We start from the raw sequence: 19,023 nt of genomic DNA, 5'->3' as shown, positions 1-19,023 counted from the left end.
CCCCGCCCCTAGCGCGTCTCCAGGAAGGTCAGCACGGCCAGTACCCGGCGGTGGTCGTCCGGCTCCTCGGGCAGTCTCAGCTTCCCCAGGATGCTCCGCACATGCTTCTCGACCGTCCCCTCGGTGACCCACAGCCGACGGCCGATGCCCGCGTTGGACCGCCCCTCCGCCATCAGACCGAGAACCTCCCGCTCCCGGTTGCTGAGCATCGACAGCGGATCGTCACGGCGCTGCGCGGCGACCAGTTCCTGCACCAGCGACGGATCCACCACCGACCCGCCTCGCCGGATCCGGTCCAGCGTCTCCAGGAACTCGTCCACGACGGTGATCCGGCTCTTGAGCAGATATCCGATGCTGCGCCCACCGGCCAGGAGCTCCAACGCGTCCTCGACCTCGACGAACGCCGACAGCACGAGGATCCCGACGGACGGATACCGCTCCCGGATCTCCCGCGCCGCCTTCAACCCCTCCGTGGACTGCGTCGGCGGCATCCGGATGTCGACGATCGCGATGTCCGGCAGCTCGTTCTCCACCAGCTCCAGGAGCCCGGCGGCGTCGCCAGCCTGCCCGGCCACCTCGTAGCCGACGCGCTCGCAGAGGCTCGCCAGGCCCTCCCGCAGGAGCACGTCGTCGTCCGCGAGCACCACTCGCCCGCGCACCGGATGCTGATCGGCCTCCATGGTCTCGGTCTCCCCCTTGCCCGACCTGTCCCGTTCGTCCCAACAGCCTGCCTGAACATGGTCTTACGGCTAGCCGGAAGCCTAGTTGGGGGCGGGCCGTGAAGACACCTGAACGTTTGCCCGCAATGCTCGAAGAAGCACAGCCGCGGGTGGAACCGGCGCCTCTGACGAGAGACGGCGAGACCTCCGCATGCCCGAGAGCCGGACGGCCGTCTCCGCCGTCCGATTCGACCGCCCGGAACGTACGCCCGTACCGAGTCCCGGACTCCCCCCTTTGAACGGGCCTCACCGCGTACGCTTCGGGCGGTCACACCCGCGTCGCGACGGCTGTCGCGGTTTCCTCGGGCGGGGCCAGCGGCAGCCGCACGCTCAGCGTCGTCCCGCCGCCGGGCGGGCTGGTGACCGTCAACCTGCCGCCCGTCGCTTCCACCCGGTCGATGAGCCCGATCAGTCCCGATCCCTTGTCGGGCTCGGCTCCGCCGACGCCGTCGTCCCGGATGAGCAGCTCCAGCACGCCCGCGCGTTCCTCGGCCGCCACGGTCACCACACTCGCGCGCGCGTGCTTGACCGCGTTGGTGAGGCTCTCGGAGACGACGTAGTACGCGGCCACCTCGACCTGTTCGGGGAAGCGGGTGCGGGCGAATCCGAGGTCGAGCTCCACGGGGACGGCGGCGCGGCGGGCCAGGGCGCGCAGGGCGGGGCCCAGACCGCCCTTGGAGAGCACGGACGGATGGATGCCCCGGGCGATCTGGAGCAGGTCCTGGAAGGTGTCGTCGAGGCCCTTGGCCAGATGGTCGAGTTGCCGGGCGAGTTCCGAGGAGGGGTCGTCCACCAAGGTCTCCGTCATTCGCAGCTCCAGTTGGAGGGAGACCAGGCGCTGCTGGACGCCGTCGTGCAGGTCGCGTTCGATGCGGCGCCGTGAGGCGTCCCCGGCGGCCACCACGCGCGCGCGTGAGGCGGTCAGCTGATCACGGCTGTCGGCGTTGGCGATCGCGGTGGCGATCAGCGCGGTGAAGTCGGCGAGCCGGGACTCGGCACCGCCGGGCAGCGGATCGGTCAGCGAGGCCGCCACGACCACGCCCCAGATCCGGCCGTCGACGACGATGGGGGCGCCCACGGAGGTCTCCGCCCGGACCGCGCACCGGGTCCGGGCCACCTCGTCGATGGTCCTGACAGCCGCCTCCCGGCGGGTCAGGCAGGCCGCCTCGACCTCGTTCGCGCGCGCGTGCGCGACCCCGAGGACCTTCACGCCGCCGTCGGGCTCGTACCGGATGACGGCCGAGGCCGTGCCCAGCAGCGACGCGACCTCCTCCGCCACCGTCGCGAACACGTCGGACGGCGGCACGCCGCGCGCGACCGCGGTGGCGACCCGGCGCAGCGCGGCCTGTTCGAGCGCGGCTCGGCGGCTCTCGGTCACGTCGCGGGCGGCGGCGTAGATGAGGCCCTCCTCGGGGACCGACCGGGCGCTCCACTGGAGCCAGCGCTCGGTGCCGTCGGCACGCAGGTAGCGGTTCTCGAACTCGGCGACCTCGGCGCCGCTCGCCAGCAGCGCCATGGCCGCCCGGGTGCTGTCCCGGTCGTCCTCGTGGACGAAGTCGAGGAACGGCCGGGAGGTCAGTGTCCGGACCGGATAGCCCAGAGTGTGTTCGAAGGCCGGGTTGACGCGCTTGAAGTAGCCGTCGACGCCGCTGATGCAGAGCAGGTCCAGGGAGAGGTTGAAGATGCCCTCCAGTTCCCGTTCGGCGCGTCGGCGTCGGCCGTGGGCCGCGGCGAAGGAGGCCATGGTGCCGTTCATCCCGCCCAGCAGCTGGGCCCAGGTGCCGTCGAAGGAGTCGACGTCGGCGCGGTGTCCGAGCCGCCCCGCGTCGATCGCCGTGTTCATGTCCCTGATCTCGCCCGCCAGGCGCTCGCTGGTCACGCGCAGCTCGCGGAACGTGTCGGCGACGTCGCCGAGCTCGTCCCGTCCCGCGTAGCGGATGTCGTACGAGAGGTCGCCGTCCGACAGGGCCCGGGCGCCCTCGGAGACCTCGCCGAGGGGACGGGTGATCGAGCGGCGCAGGGCCAGCGCGAGGAAGGTGACGAAGGCCAGGACGACGAGGGAGACCGTCAGTTCGGTGAAGGTCCGGGCGCGGGTGGTGCGCAGGTCGCGGTGGGCGGTCTCGTCGAGTTCACGGGCGGCCCGGTCGCGGATGCCGCGCAGGGCGTCGGCATAGTCCTCGGACTCGCTGAGCCAGTCCTCGTACGAGGGCCAGTCGGCGGGCCGGGGCCGGGGGTCGGCGACCAGGTCGCGGGCCGTGCGGACCGCGCGTCCGGGGGCCCGGAAGATCGCGGTGTGCAGTTCGGCCTTGAGCTCGTCCGAGGCGGTCTGCTGGAACGCCCTGAGCTGGGCCTTCTCCAGTTCGGTCCAGCGGCCCGCGGCGGCGGTGGCGTGTCCGTCGCCGGGTGCGTGGAAGAGGATGGCGAGCTGCGCCCGTTCGCTCTCGGCGGCGGCGACGGCCCGCAGCATCGCGATGTGGGCGTCCGCCGCTCGGCCCGAGGCCCGGGTGGGGCGCCCGGCTTCGAGGTCGGAGACGATGTCGAGCACCTTGTTCTCGATGGTCTCGTACCGCTGGGCGACGGTCTGCGCCTCCAGCGACCCGGTGCCCGTCTGGACCCTGAGGGCGTGCAGCTGGCGGCGTACGGCGTCGAGGATCCCGGCGTCGTCGGACTCCGTCCGGCCGACGGTCTCCTCGAAGGCCCGTCGCAGCGCGTGGTCGGTGGTCCGCTGGGCCTGCGACCGTTCACGCAGGGTGGCCGGCTCGGCGCTCAGCCGGGCTTCCACCGCGGCGATCCGCTCGCGGGCGACGGCGTCGGAGACCTCACTGATCTCGAAGGACACCTCGATGGCGGTGTCGAAGTCGCGCAGGGTCCGGGCCTCCCGCCACTGGGCGACGGCGGTGAACGCCGTGACGGTCAGCAGGACGGTGACCGGGAGCAGGACGAGCAGCATCAGCTTGGGGCCGACGCGCAGCCGGGCCAGGAACGGGACGTTGTCCACGGCCTCGGCGCGCCGGGGTAGCGGCTTCGCCGCGCGGCGCGGCGCGGGGGCTGGTCGGCTGGGCGGTGGGCGGAGCACGGCCGGGCCTCACGGTCCGGTCGGCGGGTAGTGGCCGTGGTCCGCCAGGTCCTTGTCGACGGCGCGCACCGCCTCGTCCAGGGCGGGCCGTACCGCCGCTCCCTTCATGATCTTCGCGAACGCCTCGGCGAAGGCGTCGGTGATCGCCGGGTAGGCGGGGGTCTGCGGCCGGGGGCGGGCGGTGCCGCTCCGCAGCTGGTCTATGTAGAGGCGCGCGGGCCCGCCCTCGGCGAACGCCTCGGTGCGTTCGATCGCGGTGCCGGTGGCGGGGATGCCGCCGTTGACGTCCGTCATCCGCAGGACTTCGTCGGGGCGCAGCAGGAAGGACAGGAAACGCCAGACCGCGTCGCCGTCGGCCGCGCCCGCGGGCACGCCCCACTGCCAGGAACCCATCCCGGTGGCGCTGCCCGTGCCGAAGTCGGGCAGCGGCACGATCGCCACGTCGCCCGGGTGGGCCTCGGTGTAGCGCCCGTACCACCAGTGGCCGGTCCAGGACACGGGACTTCGGCCCTTCTGGAAGGCCTCGGAGTCCTCGTTCGCGTCCACGTATCCCGCCTTCGCCCAGCCCTGCAGCGTCGTCAGCGCCTCGACCGTCTGCGGCCCGTTGAGCACTCCGTCGGCCGTGCGATAGGTGGAGCGTTCGATCAGGTCGCCGCCCGCCGACCAGACGGCCGGCGCGAAGCCGTAGGTGCCCCATTCGGTGCCGGCCCACGGCAGCTGGAGGTCGAGGGGCCTGTCGTAGCCCAGGGTGCGCAGCTTCTTCAGGATGCCGGTGAACTCGTCGGCGGTCCAGGCGTCGGAGACTCCCTTCGGGACGCGCACGCCCGCCTTCTTCAGCACCGACGGCCGTACGTACAGGCCGAGTCCGGAGTCGAACGTGCCGAGGCCCCACAGCCGGCCGCCGTAGGTGCCCTGTTCGAGGACGGAGGGGAGCAGGTCGGCGCGCAGGGACTCCGGGACGCACGAGTCGATCGGCCGGAGGTGGCCGGCCCAGGCGTGGCTGAACAGCTTCGGCGCGTCGAAGTCGAGCAGGTCGGGCAGTTCGCCGTCGGCGGCGGCCGTGTGGACCAGGTCGTCGTAGTCGCCCTCCGGGACGTCGACGAGGCGGACCGTCACCTCGTCCTGGGCGGTGTTGAACGCCCGGACCTGGGCGCGCACGGCCTCCAGCTCACCGCGCGCCGAGGGCTCGTGGAACCACATCGTGATCTGTGCGGGGGCGTCGATCCGCCCGTCACAGGTCGCGTCGGCGGCCCGCCGGGGGCGCTCGCCGTCGGCCCCGCCCGCTTCGCAGCCCGCGAGCAGCAGGGTCATGCAGAGCAGCAGTGCCGCCCGGGCGCGGGGCGTCCTGGGGGCGCCGAACCGTCCGGGCAGCCGGGGTGCGCTTCGCCGGGGTCGGGCGGCGCGGGTCACGGACCGCTCTTCGGGTAGCCGTCGTGGGCGGCGAGGTCCTGGTCGATGGCCTCGACAGCGTCGTCCAGCGTCTTCTCGACGGGCGCTCCGGAGAAGACGATGTCGGCGACCGCGTGCGAGAAGGCGACGGTGACCGCCGGGTACGCCGGGGTCTGCGGTCTGGGCCGGGCGGCGCCGCCGCGCAGCTGCTCGATGAACAGCCGCTCCGCGCCGTCCTCGTCGTACAGCGGGGAGAGCTTCACGGCTCCCTCGGTCCCCGGGATCGCGCCGTTGGCCTCGCTCATCCTGGCCACCTGCTCGGGGCGCAGCAGGTACTCCAGGAAGCGCCACACCGCGTCGCCGTCCGCGTCCCCGGAGGGGATGCCCCACTGCCAGGAACCCATGCCGGTGACGCTCCCCGTGCCGAAGTCGGGCAGCGGCACGATCGCCACGTCTCCGGGGTGCGCCTCGCTGAATTCCCCGTACTTCCAGTGGCCCATCCAGGAGATGGGCGTGCGGCCCTTCACGAAGGCGCTCTTGTCCTTCTTCCGGTCCCGGTCGACATATCCCTCCTCCACCCAGCGCTGCATGGTGGAGAGCGCCTCGACGGACTCGGGGCTGTTGAGGAACCCGTCGGCCGTGCGGAACTCCTCGGGGTCGATCAGGTCGCCGCCCGCGGACCACACGGCCGGCGCGAAGGCGTAGGTGTTCCACTCGTCGGCGGTCCGGGAGTCGATGAAGTTCAGGTCGAGCGGCGCCTCGTAGCCCGCCTCGCGCAGGGTGCGCAGGATCCCGGTCAGCTCGTCGGCGGTCCAGGCGTCGTCGACGCCCTTCGGGATGCGCACACCCGCGTCCTTCAGCACCGACGGCCGTACGTACAGGCCGAGTCCGGAGTCGAACGTGCCGACCCCCCACAACCGGCCGTCGTACGTGCCCTGTTCCCGGAGGGAGGGCAGCAGGTCCTTCCTGATCCTCTCGGGTACGCAGGAGTCGATCGGCCTGAGCGTGCCGGACCAGGCGTAGCTGTAGAGGTTCGGGCCGTCGAAGTCGAGCAGGTCGGGCAGATCACCGCTGGCCGCCGCGGACAGCACCAGTTCGGTGTACGGGCGCTGCTCGGGCAGGGTGACCAGTTCGACCCGTACCTGTTTTTGGGCTCTGTTGAACTCCTTGACCTGACGCTTGAGCGTGGTCTGCTCGCCGCTCTGGCCCGCGTGGAACCACATCGTGATGTGGGCGGTACCGTCGATCCTGCCGTCGCAGGTCGTGTCGCCCGCCGCCTTGTTCTCCTCGTCCACCCGGCCGTCGCCGTCACCGGCACCGCAGCCGGCCAGGAGCAGCACGACGGCCGCCGCGCCCGACATCAGGGCACGGCGGACAGGACGTTTTCCGAGGTCCCGGCGTTGCGTCTGCATCGCACACCCCCACTCGACCGGACGGCACGGCCCCCAGGGCGACGACATGCTACTCCTTGTGTCGCGTGCGATTCCCTGAGTGAGGGTGAACGCGTCGACCCGGCACAGGACTTCGGCACTTTCCCGCTGACGGGTGTCCGTCGGCGACGACACTTTACGGCTAGCCGGAATGCATGCCCCTTACCCCCTTGGGAGGCTGTGCCCATGTCCATGCGCTGTCTCATCGTCGATGACAGTGCCCGGTTCCTGGAGGCCGCCCGTACGCTGCTGGAACGCGACGGCGTCCACGTCGTCGGTGTGGCGTCCACCGGCGCGGAGGCGCTGGCACGGGCCGTGGAACTGGCCCCGGATCTGGTGCTGCTGGACATCGACCTCGCCGGCGAGAGCGGACTGGAGCTCGCGCCGAGGCTCGCGCGCACGGCGGCCTCCGCCATCGTCCTCATCTCCACGCACCCGCTGGACGACATCCAGGAACTGGTCGCCGCCAGTCCGGCCCGGGGTTTCGTGCACAAGTCGAAGCTCTCGGGACAGGCGCTGCGGGACCTGTCGGGGCCCGATCACGGGCCGCCCGCTCGGTGAGGATCCCGGCGACGGTGTCCGGCCATGTCACGCGGCAGGTGTTGTCGGGACTTGGTCAACACGCTTCAATGCGGAGGAACTCGGGGCGTGGAACGCGGTCGTACGGATGTGAAGACGGACGGCCGCCCGGGGTTCCTGGAGCCCCGAGCGTCCGCCGGGCGCCCGATCGGCACGCGCGGTCCCGAGCACGCGTCGCGCACTCGCACTCGTCTACGGAAAGGTCCCTGCATGCGGCACGCCACAGAGCACGCGGACGTCGCGGCGGTCACGGACGTCGCAGCCGTCGCGGACGTCGCAGCCGTCGCCACGGGGGAGCTGGAGTCGGCCCTGCGGGGCGGCCCCTTCCATGTCGCCCTGCGCGCCGCGATCGCCGCCCGCGGACTGCCGCTGCAGCGCGTGCAGCACCATCTGACACGCCACGGGGTCAAGGTCGGCGTCACCAGCCTGAGTTACTGGCAGCAGGGTGCCCGGCGCCCGCAGCGGCCCGAGTCGCTGCGGGCGGTCCGGGCGCTGGAGGAGATCCTCCAGCTCCCGGACGAGTCGCTGATCCGGCTGCTCGCCCGGGACGACGAACCGTCCGGGCCGGAGCGCCCCGCCGGCCGCTCGTACCGCTCCGTCGTGGAGGCCTCCGGCGTCCTCGAACGACTCCTCGCCGAACTGGAGGTGCCGCTCCACGGCGGGGTGCACACCGTCGGCCACCACGAGCGGGTCCGGATCGGTGCCGGTCGGGAGCTGCTCGGCCGCGAGTCCCAGCAGATCGTGCGCGCCCACAAGGACGGTGTGGACCGCTATGTGGCCGTCCACCACGGCGACCCGGGCTGCGCGCCGGAGCGGATGGCCGTCCGTGCCCTGGAGAACTGCCGCAGGGGACGGGTGCGCTGGGACCGGGACACCGGTGTCCTGGTCGCCGAGCTTCTCTTCGACACCCGGCTGCGCAGCGGCGACACCCATCTGTTCCGCTACGGCTTCGACGACGGCACGGCCGGTGTCTGCACCGAGTACGTCCGCGACTTCCGCTCCACGGGCGGCCAGTACGCCCTCCAGGTCCGCTTCGACGAGCGTGCCCTGCCGTTGCGATGCCACCGCTTCAGCCAGCACTCCGCCGCGGCCCCGCGCGGCGGCCGGCAGAACCTCGCCCTGAGCGGCCTCCACCGCTCGGTGCACCTCGTGGAACCCCGGGTGCGGACGGGGATCGTGGGGATCGGCTGGGACTGGGAGTGAGCGGCCGGGTCTGAACCGCCGCGAGAGGGCCCGGCGACGAGGCGGGCGTCCATCGCAAGGCGCACGCCTTTGCGATACTTTCCGGCCGACAGCCCCCAGAAAGGATCCGCCTCGTGATCGTCGTCGCCGGTGAAGCCCTGATCGACCTCGTCCCGCAAGGCGCGGGCGCGCTCGTGGATCTGCGGCCGGCCCGCGGCGGCGGCCCCTACAACACGGCCGTGGCGCTCGGCCGTCTCGGCTCCCCCACCGCCTTCTGTTCCCGGGTGTCGTACGACGTGTACGGAGAGGCCCTGCTGACCGGTCTGCGCGAGGCCGGCGTGGACGTGGCCGCCGTGCAGCGGGGCCCCGAGCCCACGACCCTCGCCCTGGCCTCGATCGGCACGGACGGCTCGGCCCGTTACTCCTTCTACGTCGAGGGCAGTGCCGACCGCCTGTTCGAGACACCCGACCGGCTTCCCCAGGACACCCGGGCCGTCTCCTTCGGCACCTGCTCGCTGGTCCTGGAGCCTGGCGCGAGCGCGTACGAGAAGCTGCTCCACTCGACCGCCGCCCAGGGGGTGTTCACCGCGCTCGACCCCAACGTCCGGCCGGGTCTGATCCCGGACGCGGACGCCTATCGGGCCCGTTTCCTGAGCTGGCTGCCCTCGGTGTCGCTGCTCAAGCTCTCCGAGGAGGACGCCCGGTGGTTGGGCGGCACCCCGCGTCTGTGGCTGGACTCCGGCCCCGCCGCCGTCGTCATCACCCACGGCGGCGACGGGCTGACCGTGCACACCCGGGCCGGCGGGGAGCACTCCGTACCGGGCGAGAAGATCGACGTCGTCGACACCATCGGAGCCGGTGACACCGTCAACGCGGCCCTCCTGCACGGTCTGGCGGCCCGGGACGCCCTCTCCGCCACGGCCCTCGCGGCTCTGGGCGCCGAGGACTGGACCCGCCTGCTGCGCTTCGCGGCCCGCGCGGCGGCGATCACCTGCTCCCGAGCGGGCGCGGAACCGCCGTACGCGGCGGAGGTGGGCGAGCTGCGCCCCCTCACCTCCGAATCCCGGGAGGGCTGACAACAGGCCGAGTGTCGCGCGGGCGACGCGGGCGGCGCGGGCGGCGCGGGCGGCGCGGGCGGCGCGGGCGGCGCGGGCGGCGCGGGCGGCGCGGGCGGCGCGTGAACGGGTGGCGGCCCGTGGGGAGTTCCCACGGGCCGCCGTGTTCTTTCGGCTGCGACTGCGCTCGCCGCTCGGACGCCTCAGGCCTTGGGCGCCCGCGTGGTCTTCTTCGCGGGAGCGGCCTTCTTCGCGGTCGCGGCGGCCTTCTTGGCTGCCGTGGACTTGGCCGCCGACGTCTTCGCCGCCGTGGTGGTCCGGGCCGTCGTCGTCTTCCGTGCCGTCGAGCCGGCGGCGACGGTCTTCTTCGCCGCGGCCTTGCGCGGGGCCTTCACCGGGGCCGCGTCACTGATCCGGTCGGCGCCGAGGATCTCCCGCAGGAACTTGCCCGTGTGGCTGGCCGGAACCCCGGCAACCTGCTCGGGCGTGCCCTCCGCGATGACGAGGCCACCGCCGGCGCCGCCCTCGGGCCCCATGTCGACGACCCAGTCGGCGGTCTTGATGACGTCGAGGTTGTGCTCGATGACGATGACCGTGTTGCCCTTGTCGACCAGGCCGGACAGCACCGTGAGGAGCTTGCTGATGTCCTCGAAGTGCAGACCGGTGGTCGGCTCGTCCAGGACGTAGACCGTGCGGCCGGTGGAGCGCTTCTGCAGTTCGCTCGCGAGCTTCACACGCTGTGCCTCGCCGCCGGACAGGGTGGTCGCGGCCTGGCCGAGCCGGACGTAGCCGAGGCCGACGTCCTTGAGGGTCCTGAGGTGGCGGGCGATCGCGGGGACGGCCTCGAAGAAGTCGGTCGCCTCCTCGATCGGCATGTTCAGCACATCGGCGATGGACTTCCCCTTGTAGTGGACCTCCAGCGTCTCCCGGTTGTACCGGGCGCCGTGGCAGACCTCGCACGGGACGTAGACGTCCGGGAGGAAGTTCATCTCGATCTTGATGGTGCCGTCGCCCGCGCAGTTCTCGCAGCGGCCGCCCTTGACGTTGAAGGAGAAGCGCCCGGGCAGATAGCCGCGGACCTTCGCCTCGGTGGTCTCGGCGAACAGCTTGCGCACGTGGTCGAAGACACCGGTGTACGTGGCCGGGTTGGAGCGGGGCGTCCGGCCGATCGGCGACTGGTCGACGTGCACGACCTTGTCGACGAGGTCGTCGCCGTCCACGCGCGTGTGCCGTCCGGGGACGCTTCGGGCGCCGTTCAGCTCGCGGGCCAGGTGGGTGTACAGGATGTCGTTGACCAGCGTCGACTTGCCGGAGCCCGAGACGCCGGTGACGGCTGTGAAGACACCCAGGGGGAACGAGACGTCGATGTCCTGGAGGTTGTTCTCGCGGGCGCCGTGCACCGTGAGCTGCCGGGTCGGGTCGAGCGGGCGGCGGATGTCGGGCAGCGGGATGGCCTTGCGGCCCGACAGGTACTGCCCGGTCTGCGACTCGGCGTTGTCGAGCAGTTCCTTCAGGGAGCCGCTGTGCACGACCTTGCCGCCGTGCTCACCCGCGCCGGGGCCGATGTCGACGATCCAGTCGGCCATCTTGATGGTGTCCTCGTCGTGCTCGACGACGATCAGCGTGTTGCCCATGTCGCGCAGCCGGACCAGGGTCTCGATGAGCCGGTGGTTGTCCCGCTGGTGCAGACCGATGGAGGGCTCGTCGAGGACGTAGAGCACGCCGACGAGGCCGGAGCCGATCTGGGTGGCCAGGCGGATGCGCTGGGCCTCGCCGCCGGAGAGCGTGCCGGCCGCGCGGTTCAGCGACAGGTAGTCCAGACCGACGTCGACCAGGAACCGCAGCCGTTCGTTGACCTCCTTCAGCACCCGCTCGGCGATCTTCTTGTCACGGGCGCTCAGCCTCAGCTCGCCCAGGAAGTCCGCGCAGTCGCTGATCGACATGGCGGAGACCTCGGCGATCGACTTCTCCATGATCGTGACCGCGAGGACGATCGGCTTCAGTCGTGTGCCCTCACAGGTGGGGCAGGGCACCTCGCGCATATAGCCCTCGAAGCGCTCACGGCTGGCGTCGCTCTCGGCCTCGCTGTGCCGCCGCTTCACGAAGGGGACGGCGCCCTCGAAGGCCGTCGTGTACACCCGCTCGCGGCCGTACCGGTTGCGGTAGCGGACCTCGATCTGGGTCTTGTGGCCGTACAGCAGGGCCTTCTTCGCGCGCTGCGGGAGCCCGGCGAAGGGGATGTCGGTCCGGAATCCCAGGGCGTCCGCGAGGGCTCCGATGAGGCGGCCGAAGTAGTCCTTGGTGTGGCCGTGCGACCAGGGGTGGATGGCGCCCTCGTCGAGCGACTTGTCCTCGTCCGGGACGATCAGCTCGGGGTCGACCTCCATGCGCGTACCGATGCCGGAGCAGTCGGGGCAGGCGCCGAAGGGCGAGTTGAAGGAGAAGGAGCGGGGCTCCAGCTCCTCGAAGGACAGGTCGTCGTACGGGCAGTACAGATGCTCCGAGAACATGCGCTCACGCTCGGGGTCGTCCTCGGGGAGGTCGACGAAGTCGAGCACGACCATGCCGCCGGAGAGGCCGAGGGCGGTCTCCACGGAGTCGGTGAGGCGGCGCTTGGCGGAGTCCTTCACCGTAAGGCGGTCGACGACCACCTCGATGGTGTGCTTCTCCTGCTTCTTCAGGGTGGGCGGGCTGGAGAGCTGGACGGTCTCGCCGTCCACCCGGGCGCGGCTGTACCCCTTGGTCTGGAGGTCCGCGAAGAGGTCGACGAACTCGCCCTTGCGCTCCCGCACGAGCGGGGACAGCACCTGGAAGCGGCTGCCCTCGGGCAGCTCCAGCACCCGGTCGACGATGGCCTGCGGCGACTGACGGGAGATCGGCCGGCTGCACTGGGGGCAGTGCGGCTTGCCGATGCGCGCGAAGAGCAGGCGCAGGTAGTCGTAGACCTCGGTGATGGTGCCGACCGTCGAGCGCGGGTTGCGCGAGGTCGACTTCTGGTCGATGGAGACCGCAGGGGACAGACCCTCGATGAAGTCGACGTCCGGCTTGTCCATCTGCCCGAGGAACTGCCGGGCGTAGGAGGAGAGCGACTCGACGTACCGGCGCTGCCCCTCGGCGAAGATCGTGTCGAAGGCCAGCGAGGACTTGCCCGACCCCGACAGGCCCGTGAAGACGATGAGCGAGTCGCGTGGCAGGTCGAGCGAGACGTTCTTCAGGTTGTGCTCGCGCGCGCCACGGACGATGAGACGGTCGGCCACGCCGGTCCGCACCTTTCTTGAGTGAAGTGACAGGGGCCCGGGAGCCCCCGTCCTCCACAGACTAGGGGGAGCCACTGACAGCGCCGGTCCTGTTTCCCCGTTCCCACAACAATCCCGGGCCTTCCAGCATGCCCGACGCCACGACCGACCATATAGCACGCGCATTCGATTTCCGGCCGTGCTCCGCCACCTTCACCCGATGGTGTGGCCGAGGCTAGGGTCGACGGCATGATGGATCACGCGCGTGACCTGGCCTCTGTACGTGAAGCGACGGACCGGCTCCTCACCGCAGCCGCCCGCCTGGACAACGCCGCTGTGACCCAGCCGTCACGGCTGCCCGACTGGACCCGTGGTCACGTCCTCGCCCACCTCGCCCGCAACGCCGACGCGCTGGTGAACGTCTTCGCAGGACGCCCGATGTACACCTCGGGCGACGCCCGGGACGCCGACATCGAGCGGGACGCGCGCCGACCTCTGAAGACACAGCTCGCCGACGTGCGCGACAGCGCCGACCGCCTCCAGGACGCCGCTTCGACCCTCAGTGACTGGTCCCGGACGGTGGAGTTGCGCAACGGGGTCACGGACTCCGCGTCGCGGGTGCCGTTCCGGCGGTGGATCGAGGTGGAGCTCCACCACGTGGATCTGGGGATCGGGTACGAGCTGGAGGATCTACCGGAGGAGTTCATGGAGCGGGAGATCGCCTTCCTCGTCGACCGGTTCGCCGGTCATCCCGACGTGCCGCTCACCCACGTGACGGACGGCACGCGCGCGTGGACCACCGGTAGCGCTCCCTCCGGATCCGGGGTGACGGTGACCGGGACCGCGCCGGCACTCCTCGGCTGGCTCGCCGGCCGCCGCGACGGCACCGCGCTGCGCGTCGAAGGAGGCGCGCTCCCCTCGCTGCCCCCGCTATAGGCTGCTGTCATGACGTACAGCGGAGCGGTGAAGGTCGGCGGTCCTGCGGATGTGCACGAGCTGCCGGACCTGATGATCTCCAAGGTCGCGGTGGGCCCGATGGACAACAACGCCTATCTGCTGCGCTGCCGCGCCACCGACGAGCAACTGCTGATCGACGCCGCGAACGACGCCCGCACCCTGCTCACCCTGATCGGCGACGACGGCATCGCCTCCGTCGTCACCACGCACCAGCACGGCGACCACTGGCAGGCGCTCGCCGAGGTCGTGGCGGCCACCGGCGCCCGTACGTACGCGGGCCGGGACGACGCCGAGGGCATCCCGGTGCCGACCGACGTGCCCGTCGGCGACGGGGACACGATCCGGGTGGGGCGCGTGGAGCTCACCGCGCGCCACCTGGTGGGTCATACGCCGGGCTCGATCGCCCTGGTCTACGACGACCCGCACGGGCATCCGCATGTGTTCACCGGGGACTGCCTCTTCCCCGGCGGCGTCGGCAACACCCGTAAGGACCCGGAGGCGTTCGCCAGCCTGATCCACGACGTCGAGACCAAGATCTTCGACGTGCTGCCCGACGAGACCTGGGTCTACCCGGGCCACGGCAACGACACGACGCTCGGCGCGGAGCGCCCGCACCTGCCGGAGTGGCGCGCACGGGGCTGGTGAACTCCCCGGTGCCGTAGGGCAGTTGGGGGGACGACCGGTCAGGGGCGTGAGCGCTCCCGCACGCGCCCCGTGTGAATCGAACGCACACGCCGGTGTCCCGCGCGCGCTCCCGGCGTACGCCGTGGCGTAGTCCACTGGAAGCAGGTCCGCACGGGATGACGGCTCCCGCGCGGATGGGCCGCCGGCCTCACCAACCCCGCCCTCGGCCGGCGGCCCCGCCCACTCGGTCGCACGCGTTCACGCAGCCGCAACACCCGTTCCCAGAATGCGGACAAACACCCGCGTGACCTCGACAGACAGCACATAGCGCTGCCAATCTCACGCCATGCGTCCTGTCCTGCGAACCGCGCGCTCCCCGCGCCGTGCCGTCCCCGCCGCCATAGCCACCCTGCTCGCCGTCGTCGCGGTGGGCTGCGCCCCGCAGCCGGAGGAGGACGCCTCCGGCTCGGCCTCCACCTCGGCGTCCGGATCCTCCTGCGCCAAGGGCGACTTGAGCACGAAGACGTCCGGCAAGCTGACCGTCGCCACCGACGAACCGGCGTACGAACCCTGGTTCAAGGACGACGACCCGAAGAACGGCGAGGGCTTCGAGTCGGCGGTCGCCTACGCCGTGGCGAAGCAGCTCGGCTACGACGAGGCCGATGTCGTCTGGCAGAGCGTGCCCTTCAACAAGGCCTTCGCGCCGGGGGCGAAGACCTTCGACTTCGACATCAACCAGGTCTCGATCAGCGACGAGCGCAAGAAGGCCGTCGACTTCTCGTCCGGCTACTACGACGTGCGCCAGGCCGTCGTCGCGCTCAAGGGCTCCGCCGCCGCGAAGGCGACGGGCATCGCGGACCTCAGGAAGCTGCGTCTGGGCGCCCAGGTCGGCACCACCAGCCTGAACTACATCCAGGACGTGGTGAAACCGACCCGGGACGCCGCCGCGTACGCGAAGAACGACCAGGCCAAGTCCGCTCTGAAGAACGGCCAGATCGACGCGATCGTGGTCGACCTGCCGACAGCGTTCTACATCACCTCGGCCGAGGTGACGGACGCGAAGATCGTCGGCCAGTTCGAGAACCAGGGCGGCACGCCCGAGCAGTTCGGGCTCGTCCTCGACAGGGGCAGCGCCCTCACGTCCTGCGTGACGACCGCCGTGGACGCCCTGCGTGAGGACGGCACACTGGCGAAGATCGAGCAGGAGTGGCTCTCCGACGCCGTCGACGCCCCGGTCCTCAAGTGACGGTCGTGAAGCAGGAGCCCGGCCCGGAGGACGCGGGCGAGGGCGGTGACCCGTCCGGTGCGGACGACGGCTACGTCCCCTCGCGCCGGCGGCTGGACCGGGAGCGCTACCGGCGCGACCGGGCCCGCCGCGCCACCGCCGTCGCCGCCCTGTCGACCCTCGTCACGGCCGTCGTCCTCTACCTGGTCGTCGTCAACGCCCCCGGCTGGCCACGGACCAAGGAGACGTTCTTCAGCGCGGAGTACGCGCGCGAGGCGCTCCCCAAGGTCCTCGAAGGGCTCTGGCTCAACGTACGGCTGCTGCTGGTCTGCGGCGTCGCCGTGCTCGTCCTCGGCATGCTCATCGCCGTCGCACGGACCCTGCGCGGCCCGGTGTTCTTCCCCCTGCGGGCGCTGGCGGCCGCGTACACCGACTTCTTCCGCGGCCTGCCGCTGATCATCAACCTGATGATCGTGGTCCTGGGCGTCCCCGCGCTCCGCCTCCAGGGAGTGACCGTCGACCCGGTCCTCCTCGGCGGCACCGCCCTGACGCTCACGTACTCGGCGTACGTCGCCGAGGTGTTCCGCGCCGGCATCGAGTCCGTGCACCCCTCGCAGCGCGCGGCGGCCCGCTCACTGGGCCTGACCAACCGGCAGGCCCTGCGGCACGTCGTGCTCCCCCAGGCGGTACGCCGTCAGGTGCCGCCGCTGCTCAACGACCTCGTGTCGCTGCAGAAGGACACCGGCCTGGTCTCGATCGGCGGTGCGATCGACGCGGTACGCGCCGCCGACATCATCGTGGGCCGCAGCCTCAACTACACGCCCTACATCGTCGCGGGACTGGTCTTCGTCGCCCTGACCATCCCGATGACCCGCTTCACCGACTGGGTCACGGCCCGTATGGACCGGCAGCGGGCGCAGGGAGGGACGACATGAGCGACAGCCGTGACACCGTGGAGTCCGGGCAGGCCTTTGAGGGCGCCCCCGTGCTGCGGATGGAGTCCGTGCGCAAGACCTTCGGCGGCTCGGTCGTGCTGCGGGACGTCGATCTGGAGGTCGCCCCGCACTCCGTGACCGCGCTGATCGGCGCCTCCGGGTCCGGCAAGTCGACGCTGCTGCGCTGCGCCAACCTCCTGGAGGACATCGACGACGGGGCGATCTGGCTGGACGGCGAGGAGATCACCGACCCGCGCGTCGACCAGGACGCGGTCCGGCGGCGTATCGGCGTGGTCTTCCAGTCGTACAACCTGTTCCCGCACATGACGGTGCTGGACAACATCACTCTCGCCCCGCGCCGGGTGCACGGCGTTCCCCGCGCGGAGGCCGAGGAGCGGGCCCGGGGCCTCCTGGACCGGCTGGGGCTGAGCGGAAAGGCGGGCGCCTATCCCGACCGGCTCAGCGGCGGTCAGCAGCAGCGCGTGGCGATCGTGCGCGCCCTGGCCGTACGCCCCCGGCTGCTGCTCCTCGACGAGATCACCGCGGCCCTCGACCCGGAGCTGGTCGGCGAGGTCCTGAACGTCGTCCGTGATCTGAAGGCCGACGGCATGACCATGGTGCTGGCCACGCACGAGATGGGCTTCGCCCGCGACGTCGCCGACCAGGTCTGCTTCCTGGACGGAGGCGTCGTGCTCGAACGCGGCACCGCCGACCAGGTCTTCGGCGACCCGCAACGGGAACGGACGCGTCTGTTCCTGCGCCGGATCGTCGAGGCGGGCCGCCTGTAAGGCGAGCCGGTAAGGGGCGCCTGCCAGGAGATCGGGCATTACCGCGCAGGGCACGCCCCCGTCTCGACGGCGTCGGCCGCGGGGCTCAGGCGTCCGCCCGGCCCGCCCCGGCGAGCGCGGCGACCCGCTCCACGCCGAACACATAGCCCTGCACCCCGCACCCGGCGATCACCCCGTCGGCCCGCAGGGAGACGTACGAGTGGTGCCGGAACGTCTCGCGCTGGTGGATGTTGGAGATGTGCACCTCCAGCACCGGCAGCCCGTCACAGGTGTTGAGGGCGTCCAGGATCGCCACGGAGGTGTGCGAGTAGGCGCCCGGGTTGATGACGATCCCGCTGTGGTGGAGCCGGGCCTCGTGGATCCAGTCGACCAGTTCGCCCTCGTGGTTGGACTGCCGGAAGTCCACCGTGCCGCCGTGCGCGGCCGCCGCCTTGGCGCACATCGCCTCGACGTCGGCGAGGGTGTCCGAGCCGTAGATCTCGGGCTGGCGCTGTCCCAGGAGGTTCAGGTTGGGGCCGTTGAGAATCATGATCGGGGCGTGGGCCAGGCTGCGGGGCACGGTTCCTCCGGTCCGTTCGGGGTGGGCGGCCCGTCGGGGCCGCCGCTCGCCCCCGGTTTATCACGGTGAAACCGTGCGGCAGGAGGCCGTACCCTCCCCGCATGACCACGCCCTCGTACCCTCCCAAGCCCTCCCCCGGTGACCGGGTCGCCGTCGTCTCGCCGGGTGCCGGCCTGCCGGAGCTCTTCCCGCGCCCCTTCGAACTGGGCCTGAAGCGGCTGCGCGAGGAGTACGGTCTCGTGCCGGTCGAGTATCCGACGACACGGAAGATGGGCACGACGCCGAGGGAGCGGGCGGACGACCTGCACGCGGCCTTCGCCGACCCGGACGTCAAGGCGGTGTTGACGTCGATCGGTGGCGACGACCAGATCACCGTGCTGCCCTTCCTGGACCGGGAGTTGCTGCGGGCCAACCCCAAGCCGTTCTTCGGACTGAGCGACAACACCAACCTGCTGGCGTATCTGCACAACACTGGGATCGTCGGCTACCACGGCGGCACCGTGATGACCGCGCTGGGCAGGCCCGGCGCCATGGAGCCGCTGACCGCCGACTCCCTGCGCGCGGCCCTGTTCACCTCGGGCCCGTACGAACTGCGGCCCGCCGGGCGCTTCAACGACATCGACCGCGACTGGGCCGACCCGGCGACCTTCGACGCGGAGCCGGAGACGGTGCCGGGCTCCGGATGGACCTGGGTGAACGCCGACCGCGTGGTGGAGGGCCGGAGTTGGGGCGGCTGTCTGGAGATCGTCGGCTGGCTGCTGATGGCCGACCGCGAGGTGCCGCGCGATCTGTCCGTGTTCGACGGCGGGGTGCTCTTCCTGGAGACCTCGGAGGAACTGCCCAGCGGCGAGGAGGTGTTCCGTACCCTGCGCAACATGGGCGAACGCGGCCTGCTGCGCCGTTTCTCCGCGCTGCTGATGGGCCGCCCCAAGACCTGGTCCTTCGACCGGCCCAACACTCCGGAGGAGGCGGTCCGTTACGCGTCCGGGCAGCGGGAGGCCGTCCTGCGCGCCATGCGGACGTACGCCCCCGACGCCACGATCGTCTTCGACGTGGACCTCGGGCACACCGATCCGCAGGTCGTCATCCCCTACGGGGGCGTGGTCCGGGTGGACGGGCCCGCCCGGCGCATCACGGTGAGCTACTGAGACCCCTTGACGCCACCTGAACCACCTTGGCCACGCACGGGCCCCCGCACGCCCCCGTAACCGCCCGTCACCGGGGGTAGTTGAGGCGGCATGCAACCTGCACGCACCGTGAAACCGCCTT

General features: G+C 71.5%; 15 protein-coding genes. 9 read left to right on the top strand and 6 right to left on the bottom strand.

All coding sequences use genetic code 11. From position 1 onward, the window contains the following. Positions 1-8: 8 nt before the first annotated feature. The 4 genes from PUR53_RS42310 to PUR53_RS42295 all read right to left on the bottom strand — a co-directional run bounded on the left by PUR53_RS42310 (position 9) and on the right by PUR53_RS42295 (position 6,596). The gene (locus PUR53_RS42310; protein WP_215454519.1) at positions 9-680 is read right to left on the bottom strand and encodes a response regulator transcription factor; all 672 of its coding nucleotides are present in this window, start codon (positions 678-680) and stop codon (positions 9-11) included. 307 nt (positions 681-987) lie between these two features. Further along, on the bottom strand, positions 988-3,669 hold the full coding sequence (locus PUR53_RS42305) for a PAS domain S-box protein (RefSeq protein ID WP_329899325.1): 2,682 nt from the start codon (positions 3,667-3,669) through the stop codon (positions 988-990). A 135-nt stretch (positions 3,670-3,804) separates the two neighbouring features. Beyond that, positions 3,805-5,205 carry an ABC transporter substrate-binding protein gene (locus tag PUR53_RS42300; RefSeq protein WP_443080430.1) on the bottom strand — a complete coding sequence of 467 codons (1,401 nt, stop codon included), beginning with the start codon at positions 5,203-5,205 and terminating at the stop codon, positions 3,805-3,807. Further along, on the bottom strand, positions 5,202-6,596 hold the full coding sequence (locus tag PUR53_RS42295) for an ABC transporter substrate-binding protein (protein ID WP_329912088.1): 1,395 nt from the start codon (positions 6,594-6,596) through the stop codon (positions 5,202-5,204). The genes PUR53_RS42300 and PUR53_RS42295 overlap by 4 nt, the downstream gene beginning before the upstream one ends. A 204-nt stretch (positions 6,597-6,800) precedes the next feature. Here PUR53_RS42295 and PUR53_RS42290 point away from each other — a divergent pair, with 204 nt between their 5' ends. The 3 genes from PUR53_RS42290 to PUR53_RS42280 all read left to right on the top strand — a co-directional run bounded on the left by PUR53_RS42290 (position 6,801) and on the right by PUR53_RS42280 (position 9,451). Beyond that, entirely contained in the window at positions 6,801-7,175 is a 375-nt protein-coding gene (locus PUR53_RS42290) for a response regulator (protein WP_329899123.1), read from the top strand. Between the two features lie 228 nt (positions 7,176-7,403). Further along, positions 7,404-8,396 carry a hypothetical protein gene (locus PUR53_RS42285; RefSeq protein WP_329912087.1) on the top strand — a complete coding sequence of 331 codons (993 nt, stop codon included), beginning with the start codon at positions 7,404-7,406 and terminating at the stop codon, positions 8,394-8,396. A 113-nt stretch (positions 8,397-8,509) separates the two neighbouring features. After that, positions 8,510-9,451: a carbohydrate kinase family protein gene (locus tag PUR53_RS42280; RefSeq protein WP_329912086.1), complete on the top strand. Its 942-nt coding sequence runs from the start codon at positions 8,510-8,512 to the stop codon at positions 9,449-9,451. 182 nt (positions 9,452-9,633) lie between these two features. Here PUR53_RS42280 and uvrA read toward each other — a convergent pair whose 3' ends face one another. Continuing rightward, positions 9,634-12,687 (bottom strand): excinuclease ABC subunit UvrA, encoded by a 3,054-nt coding sequence (uvrA, locus tag PUR53_RS42275; RefSeq protein ID WP_329912085.1) that lies wholly within the window; start codon positions 12,685-12,687, stop codon positions 9,634-9,636. A 228-nt stretch (positions 12,688-12,915) separates the two neighbouring features. Between uvrA and PUR53_RS42270 the strand changes: the two genes are divergently transcribed. The 5 genes from PUR53_RS42270 to PUR53_RS42250 all read left to right on the top strand — a co-directional run bounded on the left by PUR53_RS42270 (position 12,916) and on the right by PUR53_RS42250 (position 17,195). Next, a complete protein-coding gene (locus PUR53_RS42270) occupies positions 12,916-13,602 on the top strand; it encodes a maleylpyruvate isomerase family mycothiol-dependent enzyme (RefSeq protein ID WP_329912084.1) in 687 nt (228 codons plus the stop codon). 9 nt (positions 13,603-13,611) lie between these two features. Then, positions 13,612-14,268 (top strand): MBL fold metallo-hydrolase, encoded by a 657-nt coding sequence (locus PUR53_RS42265; RefSeq protein WP_239753338.1) that lies wholly within the window; start codon positions 13,612-13,614, stop codon positions 14,266-14,268. A 325-nt stretch (positions 14,269-14,593) separates the two neighbouring features. After that, complete coding sequence (locus PUR53_RS42260; protein ID WP_329912083.1) at positions 14,594-15,493, top strand: ABC transporter substrate-binding protein; 900 nt, start codon at positions 14,594-14,596, stop codon at positions 15,491-15,493. Then, positions 15,490-16,407 carry an amino acid ABC transporter permease gene (locus tag PUR53_RS42255; protein WP_329899117.1) on the top strand — a complete coding sequence of 306 codons (918 nt, stop codon included), beginning with the start codon at positions 15,490-15,492 and terminating at the stop codon, positions 16,405-16,407. The genes PUR53_RS42260 and PUR53_RS42255 overlap by 4 nt, the downstream gene beginning before the upstream one ends. Beyond that, complete coding sequence (locus PUR53_RS42250; protein ID WP_329912082.1) at positions 16,404-17,195, top strand: amino acid ABC transporter ATP-binding protein; 792 nt, start codon at positions 16,404-16,406, stop codon at positions 17,193-17,195. The genes PUR53_RS42255 and PUR53_RS42250 overlap by 4 nt, the downstream gene beginning before the upstream one ends. A gap of 85 nt (positions 17,196-17,280) precedes the next feature. Here PUR53_RS42250 and aroQ read toward each other — a convergent pair whose 3' ends face one another. Then, the gene (gene aroQ / locus PUR53_RS42245) at positions 17,281-17,754 is read right to left on the bottom strand and encodes a type II 3-dehydroquinate dehydratase (protein WP_045560964.1); all 474 of its coding nucleotides are present in this window, start codon (positions 17,752-17,754) and stop codon (positions 17,281-17,283) included. 101 nt (positions 17,755-17,855) lie between these two features. Between aroQ and PUR53_RS42240 the strand changes: the two genes are divergently transcribed. Further along, positions 17,856-18,902: a S66 family peptidase gene (locus PUR53_RS42240; RefSeq protein WP_329912081.1), complete on the top strand. Its 1,047-nt coding sequence runs from the start codon at positions 17,856-17,858 to the stop codon at positions 18,900-18,902. The last annotated feature ends 121 nt before the right edge of the window (positions 18,903-19,023 follow it).

The sequence above is a fragment of the Streptomyces sp. SP18BB07 genome, from assembly GCF_036322545.1.
GTDB lineage: Bacteria > Actinomycetota > Actinomycetes > Streptomycetales > Streptomycetaceae > Streptomyces > Streptomyces deccanensis.
The sequence above is the reverse complement of the archived record's forward strand: the minus strand, read 5'-3'. Positions and strand labels throughout refer to the sequence as shown.